General features: G+C 73.6%; 16 protein-coding genes. 5 read left to right on the top strand and 11 right to left on the bottom strand.

All coding sequences use genetic code 11. The features are described from left to right. The first annotated feature begins 40 nt into the window (after positions 1 to 40). The gene (locus tag ACFYYW_RS18310) at positions 41 to 1,534 is read left to right on the top strand and encodes a prolyl oligopeptidase family serine peptidase (RefSeq protein ID WP_352323450.1); all 1,494 of its coding nucleotides are present in this window, start codon (positions 41 to 43) and stop codon (positions 1,532 to 1,534) included. Here the strand turns inward: ACFYYW_RS18310 and ACFYYW_RS18305 are convergent. Beyond that, entirely contained in the window at positions 1,507 to 2,424 is a 918-nt protein-coding gene (locus tag ACFYYW_RS18305) for an alpha/beta hydrolase (protein WP_352323449.1), read from the bottom strand. The two genes, ACFYYW_RS18310 and ACFYYW_RS18305, sit on opposite strands and share 28 nt — an antisense overlap. 1 nt (position 2,425) lies before the next feature. Beyond that, entirely contained in the window at positions 2,426 to 3,295 is an 870-nt protein-coding gene (locus ACFYYW_RS18300) for an enoyl-CoA hydratase-related protein (protein ID WP_387650109.1), read from the bottom strand. Positions 3,296 to 3,420: 125 nt separating this feature from the next. Between ACFYYW_RS18300 and ACFYYW_RS18295 the strand changes: the two genes are divergently transcribed. After that, on the top strand, positions 3,421 to 4,857 hold the full coding sequence (locus ACFYYW_RS18295) for an LCP family protein (protein WP_387650107.1): 1,437 nt from the start codon (positions 3,421 to 3,423) through the stop codon (positions 4,855 to 4,857). A 70-nt stretch (positions 4,858 to 4,927) separates the two neighbouring features. Continuing rightward, complete coding sequence (locus tag ACFYYW_RS18290) at positions 4,928 to 5,200, top strand: hypothetical protein (protein WP_352323446.1); 273 nt, start codon at positions 4,928 to 4,930, stop codon at positions 5,198 to 5,200. On the opposite strand, the gene ACFYYW_RS18285 is transcribed toward ACFYYW_RS18290, so the two are convergent. After that, the gene (locus ACFYYW_RS18285) at positions 5,186 to 6,067 is read right to left on the bottom strand and encodes an alpha/beta fold hydrolase (RefSeq protein WP_387650106.1); all 882 of its coding nucleotides are present in this window, start codon (positions 6,065 to 6,067) and stop codon (positions 5,186 to 5,188) included. The genes ACFYYW_RS18290 and ACFYYW_RS18285 overlap by 15 nt on opposite strands. A gap of 104 nt (positions 6,068 to 6,171) precedes the next feature. Here ACFYYW_RS18285 and ACFYYW_RS18280 point away from each other — a divergent pair, with 104 nt between their 5' ends. Then, entirely contained in the window at positions 6,172 to 7,146 is a 975-nt protein-coding gene (locus ACFYYW_RS18280; RefSeq protein ID WP_352323444.1) for a BtrH N-terminal domain-containing protein, read from the top strand. 50 nt (positions 7,147 to 7,196) lie between these two features. Here ACFYYW_RS18280 and ACFYYW_RS18275 read toward each other — a convergent pair whose 3' ends face one another. From ACFYYW_RS18275 to ACFYYW_RS18265, 3 genes are all read right to left on the bottom strand, one after another. Then, entirely contained in the window at positions 7,197 to 8,201 is a 1,005-nt protein-coding gene (locus ACFYYW_RS18275) for an enolase C-terminal domain-like protein (protein WP_352323443.1), read from the bottom strand. A gap of 100 nt (positions 8,202 to 8,301) precedes the next feature. Beyond that, positions 8,302 to 9,693: an MFS transporter gene (locus ACFYYW_RS18270; protein ID WP_387650104.1), complete on the bottom strand. Its 1,392-nt coding sequence runs from the start codon at positions 9,691 to 9,693 to the stop codon at positions 8,302 to 8,304. A 62-nt stretch (positions 9,694 to 9,755) separates the two neighbouring features. Then, positions 9,756 to 10,484 (bottom strand): TetR/AcrR family transcriptional regulator C-terminal domain-containing protein, encoded by a 729-nt coding sequence (locus tag ACFYYW_RS18265; RefSeq protein ID WP_387650102.1) that lies wholly within the window; start codon positions 10,482 to 10,484, stop codon positions 9,756 to 9,758. 99 nt (positions 10,485 to 10,583) lie between these two features. On the opposite strand from ACFYYW_RS18265, the gene ACFYYW_RS18260 reads away from it, so the two are divergent. Then, the gene (locus ACFYYW_RS18260) at positions 10,584 to 12,032 is read left to right on the top strand and encodes a DHA2 family efflux MFS transporter permease subunit (protein WP_387650100.1); all 1,449 of its coding nucleotides are present in this window, start codon (positions 10,584 to 10,586) and stop codon (positions 12,030 to 12,032) included. 108 nt (positions 12,033 to 12,140) lie between these two features. Here ACFYYW_RS18260 and ACFYYW_RS18255 read toward each other — a convergent pair whose 3' ends face one another. From ACFYYW_RS18255 to ACFYYW_RS18235, 5 genes are read right to left on the bottom strand one after another with little or no spacing between them, the layout of a single operon-like run. Continuing rightward, positions 12,141 to 13,280, bottom strand: a complete 1,140-nt coding sequence (locus ACFYYW_RS18255; protein WP_352323453.1) for a VWA domain-containing protein — start codon at positions 13,278 to 13,280, stop codon at positions 12,141 to 12,143. A 4-nt stretch (positions 13,281 to 13,284) separates the two neighbouring features. After that, positions 13,285 to 15,672 (bottom strand): DUF5682 family protein, encoded by a 2,388-nt coding sequence (locus ACFYYW_RS18250; RefSeq protein WP_387650098.1) that lies wholly within the window; start codon positions 15,670 to 15,672, stop codon positions 13,285 to 13,287. Beyond that, positions 15,669 to 16,733 carry an AAA family ATPase gene (locus tag ACFYYW_RS18245; RefSeq protein WP_352323438.1) on the bottom strand — a complete coding sequence of 355 codons (1,065 nt, stop codon included), beginning with the start codon at positions 16,731 to 16,733 and terminating at the stop codon, positions 15,669 to 15,671. The genes ACFYYW_RS18250 and ACFYYW_RS18245 overlap by 4 nt, the downstream gene beginning before the upstream one ends. After that, entirely contained in the window at positions 16,730 to 18,067 is a 1,338-nt protein-coding gene (locus tag ACFYYW_RS18240) for a DUF5691 domain-containing protein (RefSeq protein WP_387650096.1), read from the bottom strand. The genes ACFYYW_RS18245 and ACFYYW_RS18240 overlap by 4 nt, the downstream gene beginning before the upstream one ends. Then, the gene (locus tag ACFYYW_RS18235) at positions 18,064 to 19,437 is read right to left on the bottom strand and encodes an SWIM zinc finger family protein (RefSeq protein ID WP_387650094.1); all 1,374 of its coding nucleotides are present in this window, start codon (positions 19,435 to 19,437) and stop codon (positions 18,064 to 18,066) included. Before ACFYYW_RS18235 ends, ACFYYW_RS18240 begins: the two co-directional genes overlap by 4 nt. Between the last annotated feature and the right edge of the window lie 62 nt (positions 19,438 to 19,499).

Here is a 19,499-nt window from a genome sequence, read left to right as displayed (position 1 = left end):
TGAATGATCGGCGGGCAAACCAACGCACATGGGGAGGCCGATGCGCACTGGCCGTGGCACCTTGAGCGTCGCCGCCGGCCTGGTGCTGGTGGCTCTCGCGTCGGTCGGCTACGTGTTGCCGCCCGCGTTCGACCCGCCGCCGCTGAAGGCGGATCCGGCGTTCGCCGCGATTCCCCCGCAACCGGCGGAGGAGCTGCGCCCGGTGGTGGCGGCCACCCCGGTGCGGCGGGAGGAGATCTCGCTGCCGGCCGAGGGCCAGCGTCTGGAGGGCACCTTACGCGTGCCGCTCTCGCCCGGCCCGCACCCGGCGATGGTGTTCGTGTCGGGGTCGGGCAACGGGTCGCGGACGGAGTTCACGCCGCAGGCGGAGTTCCTGGCCAGGGCGGGCGTGGCGACGATCGCGTTCGACAAGCGGACGGTCGGCTACGACTTCCGCGACCGCGACTTCGGGCTGCTGGCCGACGACGCGCTGCGCATGGTGGAGTACCTGCGCACCCGGCCCGAGGTGGACGCCTCGCGGGTCGGGTTGTGGGGGGTCAGCGAGGGCGGCTGGGTCGTCCCGATCGCGGCGGCCAAGAGCGCGGCGGTGGGCTTCGCGGTGCTGGTCTCCTCGCCGAACGTCTCGCCGCTGCGGCAGGTCGCCTGGGCCCTGAACGAGCAGCTGCTGCGGCTGCACGCCCCCATCGGCGCCCGCGACCTGCTGACCAGGGCGATGGGCGGCGTCGGCTTCACCTTCCTGCGGTACGACGCGATGCCGGCCTTACGCCAGGTCAGGCAGCCGGTCCTGGCGTTCTACGGCACGACCGACCCCTCGATCCCCTTCGTGGAGTCCACCAAGGCGCTGGTCACGGCGCTCGGCGAGGCGGGCAACGACCGGTACACGATCCGCTTCATGGACAAGGGCGACCATGCGATGCGGGTCAACGGCGGCCCGTTCACCAAGGGTTACCTGGAGACGCTGGCCAACTGGATCACCGGCCTGCCGGGCACCGCCAGGCCGTCGGTGCACATGGCGGGCAGCACGCCGGTCCAGCGCTTCGAGGCCAGCGACGTGCCCGCGGCCCCCTGGTACGCGGGCGGCACGATGCTCGGGCTGACCGTCTGCCTGGCCGCCGTCGGGTACGTGGCGGGCCCGGTGGCGGCGATGGTCGTCCGGCTGCGCGGGCACGGCAGGCAGCCGGTCGAGACCAACGCCCGGCTGTGGCCGCCGATCAGGCGCAGGCTGCGCAGGATGGCGTGGACGGGCCTCGGCCTGCTGGCCTCGGTCGTGGCGTTCATCATGCTGCTGGTGCTGTTCTCGGTGAACCAGGCGGGCGCCTGGCCGGCCGTGCTGGCGGGCTGGCTGGTGGTCCGCGTGCTGGCCGCGCTCATGCTGATCCAGGAGGTCACGGCGGTGGCCGCGTACGTGTCGGCGCTGCGCGAGGGCATGCAGCCCACCCGGTGGCAGTACGTGGCGATCGGCGGTGTGCTCGGCGGCACCGGGCTGCTTTTGGTGGCGGCGGCCTACTACGGCCTGTTCTCGTTCCCCTGGTAGGCGGTCATCCAGCGGTCGAGCTCGGCGAAGACCTGCTTGCGCGCGGGCTCGGCCGACAGCACCAGGTCGTGCACGCCGTCCTGGATGCGCACGCAGGTGACGTGGGGGCCGATCGAGGTGGCCCAGCGGGCCATGTGCTCCGGGTCGAGCACGATGTCGGCCGAGCGCGCCTCGGGCACGAAGTCGCGTACCCGCAGGCCCGTGGAGGAGGCCAGGACGAGCACCGGCACGTCCACCGCCAGCCCGCGGTGCAGCCGCCGCTGGGCCCGCCGGATGGCGGCCAGCCACATGGCGTGCACGGAGAACCCGACCAGCGGCTTGAGCTCCAGGTCGTAGTCCCATTCGCCCTGTTCGGTGCGGTGCAGGCTCTGGCCGTAGGCGGTGCTGATGCCGAGGGGCAGCGGCCGCCGGACGTAGGACATCGGGGTCTTGAGCAGGTCGGCGGCCAGCCGGAGCGGGGCCGGCACGTTGAGGTCGAGGAACGGGCTGTTGAGCACGAGCCCCTGCACCAGGCCCCGGCCGCGGACCCGGTCGGCCCACAGCGCGGCGATCAGGCCGCCGGTGGAGTGGGCGTTGACGGTCAGCTCGTCGTGGTCGCGGCGGATGAGGCGGACTGCCTCGTCGATCTCGGGGAAGTGGTCGGTGACGCTCCTGATCAGTCCCCTGGTCTGGTGCGGGAGCAGTGAGCGGCCGTACTTGCGCAGGTCGAGGGCGTAGAAGTCGATGCCGCGCTGGACGTAGTGGTCGGCCAGATGGTCCTGGAAGAAGTAGTCGGTGAACCCGTGGACGTAGAGCACCGCCCTGCGCGAACCGGTCTTCCTGGAGATCAGGGTCGCGACGACCTCGCCCTCGAAGTCGGGCTGCATGGGGAGAACGGTGATCTCGTACATATCAGACAGAATATGGATTGTCCGGCCATGTGGGGACGCCGGGCGGAAGGTCGGTGCTCACCTTCATCGGGAAGTCGGCCGGGCGCTTCTCCAGGAACGCCGTCACCCCCTCCACCGTGTCGGCCGCGCCCCCGAGTTCGGCCATGAGCCGGGAGTCGGCGGCGTGCGCCTCCCACGGCGAGGCGGCCGACAGGCCCGACCACATGAGCCTGCGCACGGCGGCGACGGAGACGGCCGAGGTGTTGTCGGCGATCTCGCGGCCCAGCGCGTACGCGGCGGGCAGCAGCTCCTCGTCCGGCAGCACCCGCGACACCAGGCGGCCCTCCAGCGCCTCGGCGGCGGGGAAGACCCGGCCGGTCACCGCCCACTCCATGGCCCTGGAGATGCCGACCACCCGCGGCAGGAACCAGCTCGACGCCGCCTCCGTGACGATGCCGCGCCGGGCGAACACGAACCCGAACCTGGCGCTCTCGGCGGCCAGCCGGACGTCCATGGGCAGCGTCATCGTGACGCCCACGCCCACCGCCGGGCCGTTGATCGCGGCGATGACCGGCTTGAGCGAGGCGGCGATCCGGAGCGCGACCGTGCCGCCGCCGTCGCGCGGCGCGCCCTCGACCAGCTCGGCCGGCTCGGCCTCCGCCCGGTGGCCGAACGTGCCACCGCCGCCGCCCAGGTCGGCCCCCGCGCAGAAGGCCCGCCCGGCCCCCGTGACGACCACTGCGCGCACGTCGTCGTCGGCGTCGGCGAGGTCGAACGCGCTGATCAGCTCGGCGCGCATGGTCAAGGTGAAGGCGTTGAGCCGCTCGGGGCGAGACAGGGTGATGGTGGCGACACGATCGGCCACGTGGTACTCGATCTCGGAGAAGGCCATGACCCGAATCTTATTCGGTTTCCGATGTTCATCCTCCGATAAAGACATATTTCGCATCCAATGCGTAGGCTGCCCGCGCTGTCCGTGCCTGCGGGTTACGGTGGAGTTCGGGAAACGGGGATGGCGTGCAGGGTAAGGAACCGGTGAGCGCGGGAGCGGTCCTCGGCTGGCTGGCGCTCTCGGCGCTGGCGCCAGGGGCCGCGCATCTGCGCGCCGGCCGGCGCACGGCCGGCCTGATCCTGCTGTCGTGCTACTTCGCCGGCCTGCTGGCGCTGCTGGCGCTGGCGCTGACGACCGACAACCTGCTGGGCGCGCTGACCCAGGACTCGTGGCTGACCGCGATCGTCGTCGGAGCCGCGGCGCTGGGCGTCGCCTGGTTCGCGGTGATCGTGCACTCCTTCGTGGTGCTGCGTCCCGGGCGGCTGCCGCAGAACGGCCAGATCCTGGCCGGCACCCTCGCGGGGCTGCTCGCCGTCGCCGTGGTGGTGCCGTTCGGACTGGTCGCGCAGAACGTGTGGACGTACCAGAAGACCCTCGGCGACATCTTCACCGGCCCCGAGCCGGCCGAACCCGCCGTCCCGGCCGGGCAGGAGCCGCCGCAAGACCCGTGGGCCGGGCGGGACCGGGTCAACATCCTGCTCCTCGGCGGCGACGCCGACGACAACCGCACCGGCGTGCGCACCGACAGCATGAACGTGGCCAGCATCGACGTGAAGTCGGGCAACACCGTGCTGGTCAGCCTGCCGCGGAATCTGGAGAACGTGCGCTTCCGCCCCGGCACGCCCATGGCCCAGCGGTTCCCGGACGGCTTCCGGCTGCCGCCCGATCCCGGCGGCGGCCGCAGCGACCTGCTCAACAGCGTCTGGGAGTACGCCGACGCGCACCCGGAGATCTTCGGCGGCCGCCGGCAGCAGGGCCCGCAGGTGCTCATGGACACCATCGGCTACACCCTCGACCTGAAGATCGACTGGTACGCCCTGGTCAACATGTGGGGCTTCGCCCGGCTCATCGACGCCATCGGCGGCATCACGCTCACCGTCGAGCAGGACGTGGTGTTCGGCAAGTACAACGAGGGCCTGGTCAAGGCCGGCACCAGGAAGCTCAAGGGCGCCGACGCGATGTGGTACGCCCGCTCCCGCACCTTCAGCGACGACTACACCAGGATGCGGCGGCAGCGCTGCGTGCTCGGCGCGCTGCTGGACCAGGCCGACCCGGCGACCGTGCTGGCCCGGTTCAACCGGATCGCGCTGGCCACCAAGGAGCTGATCAGGACCGACATCCCGCGCTCGATGCTGACGAACCTGGTGCCGCTCGCGCTCAAGGTCAAGAACGCGAAGGTGACGAGCCTGCAGTTCGTGCCGCCGCTGATCCGCACCGGCTACCCCGACTGGGACAAGATCCGCCGGCTGACCGCCAAGGCCGTGCGCGACTCGGCCGCGGCGACATCCGCCGTCGCGGCCTCGGCGAGCCCGTCGGCCACGGAGGACCCCTCGCCCAGGAAGTCCGGCAAGCCCTCCGCGCCGCCGACCAAGGGGCTCACCGAGGGATGTGGAGCGGGTTGAGCCGGACGCCCTGACGACCCGGTCACGGATGGCATGCTGGGGGCACCGGCAAACCTGGAGGAGATTCGCGATGTCCCACCCCCTCGGCAGCTCACCCGCCGTCCGGCGCACCCCTCTCGACGCCGAGGAGAGAGTGCGGGCCGAGGCCGGTTTCGTCCCCCTCGTGGCCCAGCAGCTCACCGAGAACGGGCGGTTCAGGGTGAGCGCCGACAGCGCCGAGCTGGTGGAGGTGTTCCAGGGGGTCGCCCGCAAGGTGGGCGAGCTGCTCGGCCGGCCGGTGGTCAGCTACTCCAACGGCCGCTACATGGTGATCACCTTCGCCCAGGACTCACCGGTGGGCTGAGGCGGGGCTGCGGTCCAGCAGGGCGCGCAGGATCCGGTGGGGGTGCGTCCACAGCAGCGCGCCGCCGGCGCCGGGCACGACGTGCCGCACCGCTCCTGGGATGCGGGCGGTCAGGCCCTCCCCCAGGTCGGGCGAGTGGGTGGCGTCGAGCTCGCCGTACCAGACGTCGACCGGCGCCGTGATCGACGACAGGTCGATGCCCCAGTGGCCCATCGCCAGGACGGTGTCGCGGGCGTAACCGGCCGGCCCCTGCGCGAACGCCTCCCCCAGCGCCTCGCGGTATCCGGCGGCGAACTCGGGCCGCTGGTAGACGGCCAGGTCGCAGGCCAGACTGCCGCCCATCACCAGGTCCCACATCGCCTGCGGGGTGAAGCCCGCGAAGATCTGCTCGGCGGCCTGCGGGTCGTGCGTGGACAGGTCCGTCAACTGCCGCAGCTCGGCGGGCAGCACGCCGGCGAAGCGCGGGTCGGCCACCTCGTCGGCGGCCGAGACCAGGGCCAGCGCGCCGGTCACGCCGGCGGCGGCGCAGGCGAGCGCGAACGGCGCGCCCTGCGAGTTGCCCACCATGGCCGGACGCCCGAGGCCGCGCAGCCCGGCGAAGACCTCGACGTCGGCGGCGAAGTGGGCGAACGTGCGGCCCGGCGCCGGGGTGGAGACGCCCAGACCGGGCCGGTCCAGGGAGATCAGGCGCACGCCGAGGTCGTCGGGGGCCGCCGCGCCCATGCCGAGCCGGCGGCTGGTGGCCGCGCCAGGGGAGAGCAGGACCGGCCTCCCGTCCGGCGGCCCCCACTCGGCCCAGCCCAGGAGGCGGCCGTCGGGCAGCCGTTCGGCGCCCGTGCGGGAAGGAGGTGCGACCACGATGTCCATGCGCCCATCATCCCGTGCGCACCTGTAGGCGCTTCCACCGGTTTTCCGTGGCACGCCGGGTCACCCGACAGGTGAATCCGCAGGTCATCCTGCACACTGGGCTTGTGCTCATCGATCTCGTTCCGCCCTTCGAAGGGCGTCACTGTGAGACGACCACCGCCGGCACGCTGCTGCGGCACGCGGGCGTGGAGCTGTCGGAGGCGATGCTGTTCGGGCTGGGCGAAGGGCTGAGCTTCATCTACTGGGACAGCGGCTCGCTGGACGTCCCGCTGATCGGCGGGCGGGTCAAGCCGCACGCGCTCACCGAGAAGCTGGCCGCCGCGCTCGGGTTCACGCTGGACACGCAGGAGACCTCCTCCCCCATCACGGCCTGGTCGAACGTCCGCCGCCATCTCGACGAGGGCGCCCCCGTCGGGATCCGGCTCGACTGCTACCACCTCGACTACGTCCGGACGCCCTACCACTTCGGCGGCCACTACGTGGCGATGATCGGCTACGACGAGGGCCACGCCCACCTCGTGGACACCGCCCAGCACGGCACCCGCAACCGCGTCCCGCTCGACTCGCTCGAACGGGCCCGCGCGGCGACCGGGCCGATGACGGCGCACAACCTGTCGTACACGCTGGGGCCGTGCGCCGAGCCCGACCTGCCGCAGGCCGTCAGGACAGCCGTGCGGTCCACCGCCGCCGCCTTCCTCAACCCGGCGATGAGGAACGTCGGCTACCGGGGCATCGAGCAGGCCGCCGCGCTCATCCCCACCTGGCTGGAGCGCGGGCCGACCGCGCAGCTCACGCGTACGGCCAACCTCATGGAGCGGGGCGGCACGGGCGGCGCGTTCTTCCGCAACCTCTACACCGAGTTCCTGGCCGAGGCCCAGATGATCGCGCCCGGCAAGGCCCTGGAGACGGCCTGCCAGGCGTACATGGCGCTGGCGCCCAAGTGGAGCGAGGTCGCCGACCTGCTGGCCCAGGCCGGGGAGACCGGCCGGCAGCAGCCGCTCGACCAGGCGGGGGCGCTGCTGTACGACCTGGCCGTGCGCGAACGGCTGGCCATGGAGACGTTGTACGAGGCCGCGTAGCCGCAGCGAGGGCCGGCGGGCGCGCCGGCGGCGGCGGTCAAGCGGGCCGGTCAGGCGTGGAAGGACTCCTTGGCCAGGCGGACGAGGCGGGTCTCGTCGATCGTGTGGCCCAGGCCGGGCTGGGTGAGCGGGACGGCGATGACGCCCGCGTTCGCGCCCACCAGCGGCGTGACGATCTGGTTCTGCTTCGGCGGCTGGGTGACGTCGCACGGCAGCGTGCAGCCGGGCAGGCTGGCGACCGCCACCGTGGCCGCCCTGGCCAGGCCGGCTCCCTGGCCGCCCGCGCACTGGATGTCCCAGCCGGCGGCGGCGGCCCGGTCGTGCGCCCGCCGGGCCTCCGACAACGACGGGAAGGCGGTGGGGCGCAGCAGGAGCACCCTGGCGGCGCGCAGGGTCAGGTAGTCGTCCAGCTCGGCGGTCGAGCGCACCTCGACGGCGACCGAGGCGGCCACGTCGTCCTGGAGCGCGGCGTGCGCGTGCACGTCGCCGAGCGGGAAGGGCCGCTCGATGACCTCCAGGCCGTAGGAGTCGAGGGCGACGAGCTGGCCGAGGTCGGTGTAGGCGTTGCCGCCGTCGACGGCCAGGGTCAGGGCGGGGTAGGCCCGCCGCACCGCGCGTACCGGCTCGACGTCCCAGCCGGGCCTGATGTCGAGGGTGACGTGCCCGTAACCGGCGCAGACCTGCTGGTTGACGCGGGCGACGAGGCTCTCGACGGACGGGTCGGGCGCCAGGCGCACGGTGGCCATCACCGAGGTACGGGTGCCGCCGATCGCGTGCGCGAGCGGCACGCCGCGCATCCTGGTCCACAGGTCCCAGCAGGCCATGTCGACGGCCGGATCGCCGCTCGGCACGGCGTCGGGGTGTTCCCAGTCGACGCCGATCAGCAGCGCGGCCAGCGATTCCTCCAGCCGCGACCAGGCCTTGGGCTCCGGCGAGACGGCCTCGCCCCAGCCGGTCATGCCGCCGTGGTCGGTGAGCTTGACGAGCAGGCTCTCCGACCTCGCGCCGTACGGCAGGACCAGCCGGAAGACCTCCAGCTCCCGCACTCGCGGCATGAACCCCCCTTAAGCCATGACGAGAGAGTCGTCGCGCCTGGTGAAGGCCATCCACGCCGATGCGTTTGGCAGCGTTCTCAGCACTATGACGTTCTCATCACTATGACGCGGTCCCTTCCATAGTGCCTGCCTTGGCGGACTGCACAAAACGGGGGGCCAGCACGAAGGCCAGGACGGCGAGCACGACGGTGAATCCGAGCCCCACGGCGTAGTTCTCGCCCGTGGCGGTGAACAGGGCGCCGCTGACGGCGACGGCCACGACGGTGAACACCGACTCGCCGACGCCCACGGCCGCGCTGTTCTGCCCTTCCTCGCCCTCCTTGGACATCTCCAGCACCAGCACGGACACCGTGGGGTGCAGCGCGCCGATGCCCAGGCCGGAGATGGCCATGGCGACGTAGGCGATCGCGATGGGCAGGGAGTCGACGAGCACGAGCGACACCAGCGCGATGCCGACGGCGATCATCGCGGCGCCGCCGCGGATGGCGGTCATGTGGCTGATCGTGCCGCGGCCCTTGATCCACGAGCCGGTGGACCAGCCGAGCGCCCCCACCGTGAGGACGACGCCCGCGCCGGTGGCGGTCAGGCCGCGCTCCTTCATCAGCATGAGCGGGATGAGCACCTCGGCGGCCATGAGCGAGCCGTAGGCCAGCCCGCGCAGCACGGGGGCGGACGGCAGGCCGCGGGCGGCGCGCAGCGAGCCGGGCAGCAGCAGCTTGGGCAGGGCCACGGCCAGCAGGACGACGCCGGCCACGAGCAGCGGCAGGCCGTCCAGCTTCGCGGCGCTGCCGTACTGGATGAGGGCGGCGGCGACGGCGGTCAGCGTGGCCCAGACGAGCTTGCGGCCGATGCCGGGAGCGGGTTCGGCGGAGCCGCGCTCGGCCGAGCGGCCCGCGGTGCCGCGCCACAGCAGCAGCGCCGCCGGGATGACCAGCGCGGAGACGGCGAGGAAGATCCACCGCCAGCTCACGTTCTCCACGACGAGCCCGGCGATGGCCGGGCCGATCATGGAGGGCACCACCCAGGCGGCCGAGAACAACGCGAACACCTTGGGATGCATGGCCCCCGGGAAGACCCGGGCGACCAGCACGTACAGGGAGACCTGGATCAACCCGGCGCCGAGCCCCTGGATGAACCGCCCGGCGACCAGCACCTCCATCGTCGGCGCGAACCCGGCGACCAGCAGCCCGGCGACGAAGGCGACCACGCCGACGGCGATCGGCTGCACCGGCCCCCGCACGTCGCTCCACCTGCCGCCGAGCACGGTCGCGATCACGCTGGCCGCGAGGGTGGCGCTGAAGGCCAGGTTGTACAGGGGCATGCCGTCAAGATCGCGGGCCACGATGGGCATCGCGGTCGCCACCGCCATCGCCTCGAAGGCCACCAGCATGACGAGCGCGACCAGGCCGACGCTGAGCGCCCGGTACCGCGCGGACAACACCCCGGCCGGGGCCGGGGCGACGTCCTCGATCGGATCAACAGTCGTAGTCATGACCGTAAAGCTACGAGGAGGCCCGGCCCGGCACATCGGGCGCGGGGCCTAGGCAATTGGGCCTAAGGCATGCGCGACTCGATGCCGTCGAGCATCAGTTCCAGGCCGTAGCGGAAACGTTCCTCGCCGCCGGCGGCGACCAGGTCGTCGATGTGCTCGACCAGATACGGGAAGCGGTCGCGGGGCAGGGCGCGGTAGTAGTCGGCGACCTGGCCGACGAAGGAGGCGAAGTACTCCTCCTGCGAGGACATGCCGGCGGCGCGCATCCGGCTGATGTGCACCGAGCCCTCGTAGGCGTCGCCGATGAGGTAGAGGGACAGGCGGTCGAGGCACAGGGCGGCCTCGCGCGGCGGCATGCCGGCCTCCACCAGCAGCCCGTAGACGAACTCGCCGGTGCGCAGGGAGTTGCCGCCCGAGGGGATGTTCGCCAGGGCCGCCCTGGCGACGTCGGCGTGCTTGTTCAGCACCCGGTAGACCTCCAGCGCGTACGACCTGAGCTGGTCCTTCCACCGGCCCGGGTCGCGCTCGGGCAGCCGGATCTCGCCGAGCACCCGGTCGTAGACCAGTTCGAGCAGCTCCTCCTTGTTGGCCACGTGCGCGTACAGCGAGGCGGGGCCGGTGTCGAGCTCCTGGGCGACGCGTCTCATGCTGAGCGCGTCGAGCCCTTCGGCGTCGAGCACGCGCAGCCCGGTCTCGACGATGAGCTCCTGGCTGAGCTGCCGCCTGATCTGCGGTTGCTTGCGGGACTTGCGCCACGGCGGCACCGGCACGACTTCTTCCTTGCTCCCCATGGCGAACACTGTACTTGACACGAACGCTGTTCGCCACTAAAACAGTGTTCGTAAACGAACAGTGTTCGTCGTTAAGAACGGCGTTCTGAAGGAGTTCCTGTGACAGTGACCAATGCGGGGCAGGCCACGGAGGCCGTCGCGCCCTACCGGTGGCGCTGGGCCGCCCTTTTCGTGATCCTGGCCGCCGAGGTGATGGACCTGCTCGACGCGCTGATCACCACGATCGCCGCCCCCACCATCCGCGCCGACCTGGGCGGCAGCGACAGCCTCGTGCAGTGGCTCGGCGCCGGCTACACGCTGGCCATGGCCGTCGGCCTGGTCACCGGCGGGCGGCTCGGCGACCTGTTCGGCCGCAAGCGCATGTTCCTCATCGGCGCGTTCAGCTTCACCGCCGCCTCGCTGTTGTGCGGAGTGGCGGGCAGCCCCGAGATGCTCATCGCCAGCCGGGTGCTGCAGGGCCTGTTCGGCGCCGTGATGTTGCCGCAGGGGCTGGGGCTGATCAAGGAGATGTTCCCGCCGCAGGAGATCGGCAAGGCGTTCGGCATGTTCGGGCCCGTCATGACGATCTCGTCGGTCGGCGGCCCCGTGCTGGCCGGCTGGCTGGTCGACGCCGACTTCTTCGGCACCGGCTGGCGCATGATCTTCCTGATCAACCTGCCCATCGGCCTGGCCGCCGCCGTCGCCGGCATCCGCTTCCTGCCCGAGTTCCGCCTCTCGAACGCCACCAGGCTCGACCTGGTCGGCGTCGGCCTGGTCTCGGTCGCCGGGTTCCTGCTGATCTACCCGCTGATCCAGGGCCGCGAGCTCGACTGGCCCGCCTGGACGTTCGTCTCGATGGCCGCCTCGCTGGTCGTCTTCGCCCTGTTCGGCAGGTACGAGTCGCGCCGCGCCGCGTCCGGCAAGGACCCGCTGGTCACCCCCAGCCTGTTCCGCAAGCGGGCCTTCTCCGGCGGCCTGGTGGCCGGTCTGGCGTTCTTCTCCGGCATGATCGGCCTCAGCCTGGTCTTCAGCATCTACATGCAGGCCGGCCTGCACTTCAGCCCGCTCAAGGCGGGCCTGGCCAGCCTCCCCCAGGCGGTCGGCGGCGTGCTCGGCTTCGGCCTGGCCATGTCGGGGCTGCAGGAGAAGCTGGGCCGCGGGCTGCTGCAGATCGGCGTGGCCGTCATGGCCGCCGGCGCGGCCGTGCTCGGGGTGACCATCCAGCTGGCCGGCACCGACGTCGGCGTCTGGCAGCTCGCCCCCGGGCTGGCGCTGGTCGGCATCGGCATGGGGCTGACCATGGCGCCGTTCTTCGACATCGTGCTGGCCGGCGTCGAGCCGCACGAGTCGGGGTCGGCCTCGGGCACGATGACCGCCGTCCAGCAGCTCGGCGGCGCGCTCGGCACCGCCGTGCTCGGCACGCTCTTCTTCAACCTGCTCAAGCACGAGTGGAGCTTCGGCTCGGCGATGCAGGTGACCGTCTGGGTGGAGGTCGGGCTGCTGGCCGTGACGTTCGCCCTGTCGTTCCTCATGCCGCGCAGGGCCCGTCCCGAACAGGCCGGCCACTGAGCGCTGCCCCGGCCGCGGCTCCCCTGCGGGGGTGGAGCCGCGGCCGTTCGCGTGCCCGGGTCACGGGCTGACGCGGCGTTCGGAGCCGCCGTCTTCTGCGTGCACCGCTCAGGTGCTGACGTGGCGTTCGGCCCAGCGCGCGATGTCGCGGCGTTCGATGGCGGCGGCCATCAGGTCGGGGAAGGCGTCGGGGGTGCAGGCGAACGCGGGCACGCCCATCGCGGCCAGCGCGGCGGCGTTGTCGTGGTCGTAGAAGGGCGCGCCCTCGTCGGAGAGCGCGAGCAGCACGATCACCTGCACGCCGGCCTGGGTCATCGCCGCCACCCGGCGCAGCATCTCCTCGCGCACGCCGCCCTCGTACAGGTCGCTCACCAGGACGAAGACCGAGTCGGCCGGGCGGGTGACGAGCCCCTGGCAGTAGGCGATCGCCCGGTTGATGTCGGTGCCGCCGCCGAGCTGGGTGCCGAACAGCAGCTCGACCGGGTCGTGCAACTGCTCGGTCAGGTCGACCACCGCCGTGTCGAACACCACCAGCGACGTCTTCAGCGACCGCATCGAGGCCAGGACCGCCCCGAACACGCTCGAATACACCACCGAGGCCGCCATCGAACCGCTCTGGTCGATGCAGAGCACCACCTCGCGCTGCACCGACCGCTGCCGGCGCGCGTAGCCGACGAGCCGCGACGGGACGACCGTGTTCCGGTCGGGCAGGTAGTTCTTGAGGTTGGCCCGGATCGTCCGGTCCCAGTCGATGTCGGCCACCCGCCTGGGCCGGTGGGTGCGCGCCGAACGGTCGAGCGCGCCCGTCACCGCCGCCCTTGTGCGGTCGGCCAGCCGGCGTTCGAGCTCGTCGACGACCTTGCGCACCACCGCCCTGGCCGACTCGCGGGCCTGCGCGGGCATCACCCGGTTGAGCGCGAGCAGCGTGCCGACCAGGTGCACGTCGGGCTCCACGGCCTCCAGCATCTCCGGTTCGAGCAGCAGCCTGGTGAGGTTGAGCCGCTCGATCGCGTCCTTCTGCATGACCTGGACGACCGTGGAGGGGAAGTACGTGCGGATGTCGCCCAGCCAGCGGGCCACCCGCGGCGCGGACGCCCCGAGGCCGCCCTCGCGCCGGCTCTGCCCCTCACGGCCGTCGTGGTCGTAGACGGCGGCCAGGGCCGCGTCCATCTGGGCGTCGGCACCCTGCAGGGCGCAGCCGGTGCCGTCGGCGTCGCCGCCCCCGAGCACCAGCCGCCACCTGCGCATGCGCTCATCCACGGTCTCTCCCGATGATCGCCAGCACGGTCGCCACGGCTCCCGCCGCGCGCCGCTCGTCGATGTGCGGCTCGTTCGCGCCGCCGGCGCCGACTGTGCCGCCGGGGCCGCCTGCGCGGCCCGCCGCGCTCACCCGCTCGCCGACGGCCCGCCGCTCCGGCACGGCGAAGCCGCCGAACGTGCGGCGCAGCAGCGGCAGCACGTCGGTGAACTGGTCGGCGGGCAACGCGGTCAGCCAGGCGTCGACCAGGCCCAGCAGGCGCGGATCGTGCACCAGGAGCAGGCCGCCGCCGGACAGGAAGCCCTCGACCCAGGCCGCCGCCCTGACCGGGGTCTGCCCCCGGGACATGGCCCTGGACATGCGGTCGCCCGCGTCGGCGAGCTCACCGCAGTCGAGCAGGACGCGGGTGAGCCGGCCCTCGATGAGCCCGTGCAGGTCCTGCCGGTCGGCGATGCCCCGCAACGTGCCCAGCCACCGGGCCCGCGGCGAACCGCCCGCCCCGCCCTCGTCGGCCCCCTCCGCCGCGTCGCCCAGGCCCTCAGCGTCTCCGCCCTCAGCGTCGCCCCCGCCGTCGGCGTCGGCCATCGTGGAGGACGCTGTGGAGGACGCTGTGGAGGACGCCGTGGAGGACGCCGTGGAGGACGCCGTGGAGGACGCCGTGGGCGGCGGCGGGCCGGCGGGGGGTTCGGCGAGCAGGGCGACGGCGGCGTGCACCGCGTCGACGTGTCTGAGCAGCTCGGCCGCCGCGTCGTCGTCGAGCGCGGTGACCGCGACCGGCAGCCCGACGCAGATCCGGTCGAGCATCGAGCGCACGATCACCGCCAGCCCCTCGGCCGAGGTGCCGCGCACGTCGCCGTACCGGTGGGCGCGGACCATCGCGGGCAGCGCCGCCATCAGCTGGGTGACGTCGGTGTCCAGCGCCGCCTTGGCCGACAGCGCGGCGAGCACGCCGGGCAGCGCCTGCGGCAGGTCGGCCAGCAGGCACTGCTCCACCAGCGCGGTGAGGTCGGCGAGCGTCGCCGACGCGGCCCCGGCCAGGTCGCGGGCGCGCCGCGCGGCCGCGGCCTCGACGGTGGTGCCGAGGGCGGCGTGCTCGATGAGCGCGAGGTCGTGCTCGGGCCGCCACTGCAACGTCCAGGACTCGCGGAACGTGCCCTTGCCGCGCGCCTGCCCCGGTGTGCCCCAGCCCACCTCCAGCAGCCGCAGCCGGTGCAGCAGATGGCTGCGCTCCAGGTCGAGCGGCTTGCGCAGGTCGAGGTCGAGCTCTCGGTCGAGGGCCTCGGGCCGCAGCTTCAGCCGCCGCCGCTGCTCGCGCAGGTCGCGCTGGAGCGGGACCATCGGGGTGCCGTCGGTGACGTGGCCCAGCCGGTCGCCGACGACCATCCGCCGCTGGATCAGCTCGACGGCCAGGTCGTCGCCCTCGCACAGCACCGCCCTGGCCGCCTCGGTCACCTCGCCCAGCCCGGCCAGCGGCCTGCCGCGCAACCCGGCCAGGGCGGCGGCCAGGCGGACGGACTCGATGACGTGCGCCGAGGAGACCGGCAGCCCCTCCTCGCGCAGCACGGCGGCGGCCTCGGTGAGCCAGCGCTCGACCGGCCGGTCGGGGGCGGTGAACAGGTGGTGGTACCAGCCCGGCGAGGTGATGCCCGCGCCGTAGCCGCTCCAGGAGGCCAGCCGCCCGTACGTCCAGGGCACCCACGTCAGCTCGGCCTTCACCTTCGGCAGGCCGCGCAGCAGCGCGTTGTCGGCCGCGGCGGGGGGCAGCGGCCCGGTGAGCGCGGGCACGTGCCAGGCGCCGCAGACCACCGCGATCGTGCCGAACCCCTCCTTGATCGCGGCCCGCAGCGCCTTGCGCATGTACGCCTCGCGCCTGGCCTCCCGGCCGGCCGGCACGTGGCCCTCGCGCACGGCGGCCATGGCCTCGGCGATCACCTCGAAGGGGGTGTCGCCGCGGTGCTCGACGACGTCCTCCCACCAGCGTTCGGGGTCGTCGTGCCCGGCCGCGGCGGCCAGCGCGCCGATCGGGTCGGCCCGCAGCCCGTCGCCGGTCCGGTCGGCTTCCTCGTCGTCGGCCAGGGAATGGGCGGCGGGCAGGTCGCAGAAGCGCACCGGGACGCCGGCGGCGGCGCCGTACAGGATCGCCTGCCATTCGGGCGAGAACTGCGCGAACGGCCAGAACGCGGCCCTGGCCGGCGCGCCGGGCACGTGCGCGAGCAGCGCGACCGGCGGCTCCAGGTCGGGGGCGAGCGCCACGAGCGCGTCGGCCTCCGGCGGCCCCTCGACGAGGATCGCGTCGGGCCGCAGGCGTTCGAGCTCGCGCCGCAGCGCGCGGGCCGATCCTGGGCCGTGGTGGCGCACGCCCAGCACGGAGACGGCGCTCATGACACCTCGCGGCAGGCGCGGTAGAAGTCGCGCCAGTCGGGACGCTCGCGCACCACGGTCTCCAGGTACTCGCGCCACACCACCCGGTCGGAGACCGGCTCCTGCACCACCGCGCCCACGATCCCGGCCGCGACGTCGGAGGGCCGCAGCACGCCGTCGCCGAAGTGGGCGGCCAGCGCGATGCCGCTGGTGAGCACCGAGATCGCCTCGGCCGTGGACAGGGTGCCGCTCGGCGACTTGACCTTGGTGCGGCCGTCCTCGGTGACGCCGGCGCGCAGCTCGCGGAAGACGGTCACCACGCGCCTGATCTCGGCCAGGCCGGTGGAGGTCTCCGGCAGCTCCAGCGAGCGGCCGAGCTGGGTGACGCGGCGGGCGACGATGTGCACCTCCTCCTCGGCGCTGGCAGGCACGGGCAGCACGACGGTGTTGAACCGGCGGCGCAGGGCGCTGGACAGCTCGTTGACGCCCCGGTCGCGGTCGTTGGCGGTGGCGATGACGTTGAAGCCGCGCTCGGCCTGGACCTCGCGGTTGAGCTCGGGGATCGGCAGCGTCTTCTCCGACAGGACGGTGATCAGCGCGTCCTGGACGTCGGAGGGCATGCGGGTCAGCTCCTCGACGCGGGCGACCCGCCCCTCGGCCATGGCCCGCATCACCGGCGAGGGGGTCAGCGCCTCGAACGAGGGGCCCTCGGCCAGCAGCCTGGCGTAGTTCCAGCCGTACCGGACGGCCTCCTCGGCGGTGCCCGCGGTGCCCTGGACGAGCAGCGTCGAGTCGCCGCTGACGGCCGCGGCCAGATGCTCCGACAACCACGTCTTGGCCGTGCCGGGCACGCCGAGCAGCAGCAGCGCGCGGTCGGTCGCGAGCGTGGCCACGGCGACCTCGACGATGCGGCGGGCGCCGACGTATTTGGGGGTGACGCGGTCGTCGTCGCCCAGGATGTAGCGGGTCACCGCCCACGGCGACAACTTCCAGCCGGGGGGCCGGGGGCGGTCGTCGTCCTTGGCCAGGTAGGCCAGTTCCTCGGCGTACTGGTCTTCGGCGTGGGGACGCAGGACGGTCATGCGAGCTCCTTGTACATGTCGGCACGGAAACGCAGGAGGGCGGCGACCTGCTGGATCGGCGCCACCGGCGAGTAGCTCTCGGCCAGCGGGAACAGCGCGGGGTCGATGTGCTCGCCCGCCAGCTTGACCAGCTCGCCGAGGTTCCACGGCTGGACGGCCGCCACCTTGACGATCTTGTGCAGGACGGCCGTGGCCAGGCCCTCCCGCCAATGGGACGAGACGCCGCCGAGCACCATGATCAACTGGCTGTCGAGGTCGTGCTGCTGGACGAAGCCCGCGGCGAGCTCCTGCTGCTCGGCGGGCGGGAGCGCTTCGAGCAGGTCGGCGATCGGGTCCCAGCCGAACAGCGCGCGCGCCCACTCCGGGTCCTTCTGCAGCACCGCGGCCCGGACCCAGGCGGCCTTCACCTCGGCGTCCCAGTCGGGGATACGCATCTTCAGCAGCGCGGACGGCGGCCGGCCCCAGAAGCCCAGCGGCGCGCGGGCCAGGATCTGCTGCAGCCACCAGGCCCGCTCGCCGATGCCGCGCGGCGGCTTGGGACGCACGCCGTCGCGTTCCATCGCCCGGTCGCACTCCAGGGGCGCCTCGACGGCGATGGCCGAGCCGGAGATCGACACGCAGGCCCGCGCCCGCTCGGCCATGCGCCTGGACAGGCGGGAGCCGGGCAGCCGGGTCAGCAGGTTGGCGGCGGCCTGGCGGACCTCCCGGCGGCGGTCGTCGAGCGCGGCCTCCAGGAACGGCTCGTCGCCCATGGACAGCCCGTCGGCCAGCAGCTCGACGAACTCGGCCCGGTCGTCGGGCGTCTCCCGCTCCCAGGTGCTCTCCAGCAGCTCCCTGGCCGCGGCGGGGTCGGCGGCGCGCAGGGCGCGCAGGTGGGCGCGGCGGTCGGCGGGGCCGCCCAGCTCCCAGGTCTCGCCGGTGGGCTCCTCCAGCAGGTAGCCCCACGCCGGGTTGAGACCGGCCAGCCAGCGGCCGCGCCGCCCGGCCAGGACGCCGAGATGGGCGCGGATCGAGCGGTCGCGCCGGCCTCTTTCGAGCAGGTCGGGCAGCACGTCGCAGGGCACCCTGCGGCCGGTCGCGGCGGCCGCGGCCAGCCATTCGGGCAGCAGGCGGTCGTAGTCGCCGCCCATGATCCGGACCAGCCGCCCGGCCGCGCGCCTGCCCACGGCGGGCAGGTCCTCGGCGGGGGCGGGGGCCGGCGGCGCGGCCTCGACCGGGCCGCGGCCCGCGCGCCGGCGGGCCGTCTCGACGGCGGCGGCCGCCAGCAGGTCTCCCCGGTACGGCCTGCGGTCGGTGCCCACCAGGGCCGTGGAAGCCAGGTCGTCCCAGGTCACAGGAGCACCGCCGTTCCCTCGTCGTCGTAGGTGGTGAGCGGGCGCAGGCCCTGCGGGGTCCATTCGGCGGCCAGCGTGACGGGACGGCCGCCCGAGACCGCGATCAGCCGCCAGGGGTCGCGGGCCCGCGGGTGCAGCGGCAGCCCGCCGACCGCGGTGCGACCGGGGACGACGCCGGCCAGCACGACCGGCCACGACTCGGTCCAGGGATCGTCGGCCAGCACCCGCGCCACCTCCTCCAGCGCCTCGCCGACCGGCACCCCGGCCGGTGGAGCGCCCTCGCCGGGAAGGGGGTCGGTGTCGTGGCGGGCGGCGACGAGCGCGCGGAGGGGCGCGGCGCCCGGGTAGAAGGCGAGGTCGGCGTCGATCGTGGTGCCCGTGACCAGCGAGGCGTCGAGGGCCTGGCCGGGCGGGGCGAAGGAGAGGATCAGGGCCACCCGGCCGGTGGCGCGGCCCTTGAGCCAGACGCGGCGGGCGGTCAGCCGGTCGTGCTCGTCGTCGCGGCGGCCGAGGACGTGCCAGTGGTCGCGCACCGCCGGCCCGGCCAGCACCTCCTCCCGGGTGACCGGGAAACCGGTGCGGATGCGGACGGTCTCCGCCAAGGGGGCGGGCAGCTCGGCGCGGCGGCGGTAGGCGACGGCGAGCAGGTTGATCAGCGCGTACTCCTCCAGGAACCGGCCGGGCCAGTCGTCCTCCGCGCGCACCTGGGTCAGCCGGGACACCAGGCCCGCGACGCCGGGGGCCTGGGCGTCGATGAGGCGCTTGGCCAGGCCGTCCCAGTCGTGCTCGGCGGAGGAGGCGAGGCCCTGGCGGATCTGGTCGGCCAGCCAGCGCTCCAGCTCCGCCAGCCCGGCCCCCACCCGCGCCTGCCGCACCGTCTCCGCCTTCCCCGCCCCGGCCGCCCCGGCCCCGGTGCCCGCCCCGGTGCCCGCCCCGGCCGCCGTCCCAGCCCCCGGCCCGGTCGCGGGAGCGGTCGCGGGCGCGGGCGCGGCGGCGGTGTCGCGGGAGGTCTCGGCGCGGGCCGCGGACCTGGCGGCGCGCTCGGCGCGGCCGTCGAGCCACTCGGTGACCCACTGCGGCGCGGCCTCCTCGGCGGGCACGTCGTCGGCCGACCACAGCAGCAGCAGGCCCAGCGCGTGTTTGCAGGGGAACTTGCGGCTGGGGCAGCTGCACCGGTAGGCAGGCTCGGTCAGGTCGACGCACGCCAGGTAGGGCGTGGACCCGCTGCCCGCGCACTCGCCGTAGAGGACGCTGCCCGTCGTGCCGCGCGAGGACCACTTGCCCGCCGCGGCCACCCCCTGAGCCGCCTTCCTGGACGGCGCGTCGGGGGCGAGGGCGAGCACCTGATCACGGCTCCACCGTTCGATCACCTGCCGCAGACTAGCCAGGCCGACCGACAGTTCGCGCGGCGGGCGGCCTGCCCGCCGGACGC

Source organism: Nonomuraea sp. NPDC001831 (assembly GCF_042892035.1).
In the GTDB taxonomy this organism is placed as follows: domain Bacteria; phylum Actinomycetota; class Actinomycetes; order Streptosporangiales; family Streptosporangiaceae; genus Nonomuraea.
Note: the sequence above shows the minus strand (reverse complement) of the source record. Positions and strands in the feature narration are given on the sequence as shown.

Coding starts and splice junctions, on each gene's coding strand:
- ACFYYW_RS18300 (WP_387650109.1), bottom strand. CDS start 3,295: ATGGCCTTCTCCGAGATCGAGTACCACGTGGCCGATCGTGTCGCCACC.
- ACFYYW_RS18305 (WP_352323449.1), bottom strand. CDS start 2,424: ATGTACGAGATCACCGTTCTCCCCATGCAGCCCGACTTCGAGGGCGAG.
- ACFYYW_RS18270 (WP_387650104.1), bottom strand. CDS start 9,693: ATGACTACGACTGTTGATCCGATCGAGGACGTCGCCCCGGCCCCGGCC.
- ACFYYW_RS18250 (WP_387650098.1), bottom strand. CDS start 15,672: ATGAGCGCCGTCTCCGTGCTGGGCGTGCGCCACCACGGCCCAGGATCG.
- ACFYYW_RS18275 (WP_352323443.1), bottom strand. CDS start 8,201: ATGCCGCGAGTGCGGGAGCTGGAGGTCTTCCGGCTGGTCCTGCCGTAC.
- ACFYYW_RS18290 (WP_352323446.1), top strand. CDS start 4,928: ATGTCCCACCCCCTCGGCAGCTCACCCGCCGTCCGGCGCACCCCTCTC.
- ACFYYW_RS18245 (WP_352323438.1), bottom strand. CDS start 16,733: ATGACCGTCCTGCGTCCCCACGCCGAAGACCAGTACGCCGAGGAACTG.
- ACFYYW_RS18310 (WP_352323450.1), top strand. CDS start 41: ATGCGCACTGGCCGTGGCACCTTGAGCGTCGCCGCCGGCCTGGTGCTG.
- ACFYYW_RS18285 (WP_387650106.1), bottom strand. CDS start 6,067: ATGGACATCGTGGTCGCACCTCCTTCCCGCACGGGCGCCGAACGGCTG.
- ACFYYW_RS18265 (WP_387650102.1), bottom strand. CDS start 10,484: ATGGGGAGCAAGGAAGAAGTCGTGCCGGTGCCGCCGTGGCGCAAGTCC.
- ACFYYW_RS18255 (WP_352323453.1), bottom strand. CDS start 13,280: ATGCGCAGGTGGCGGCTGGTGCTCGGGGGCGGCGACGCCGACGGCACC.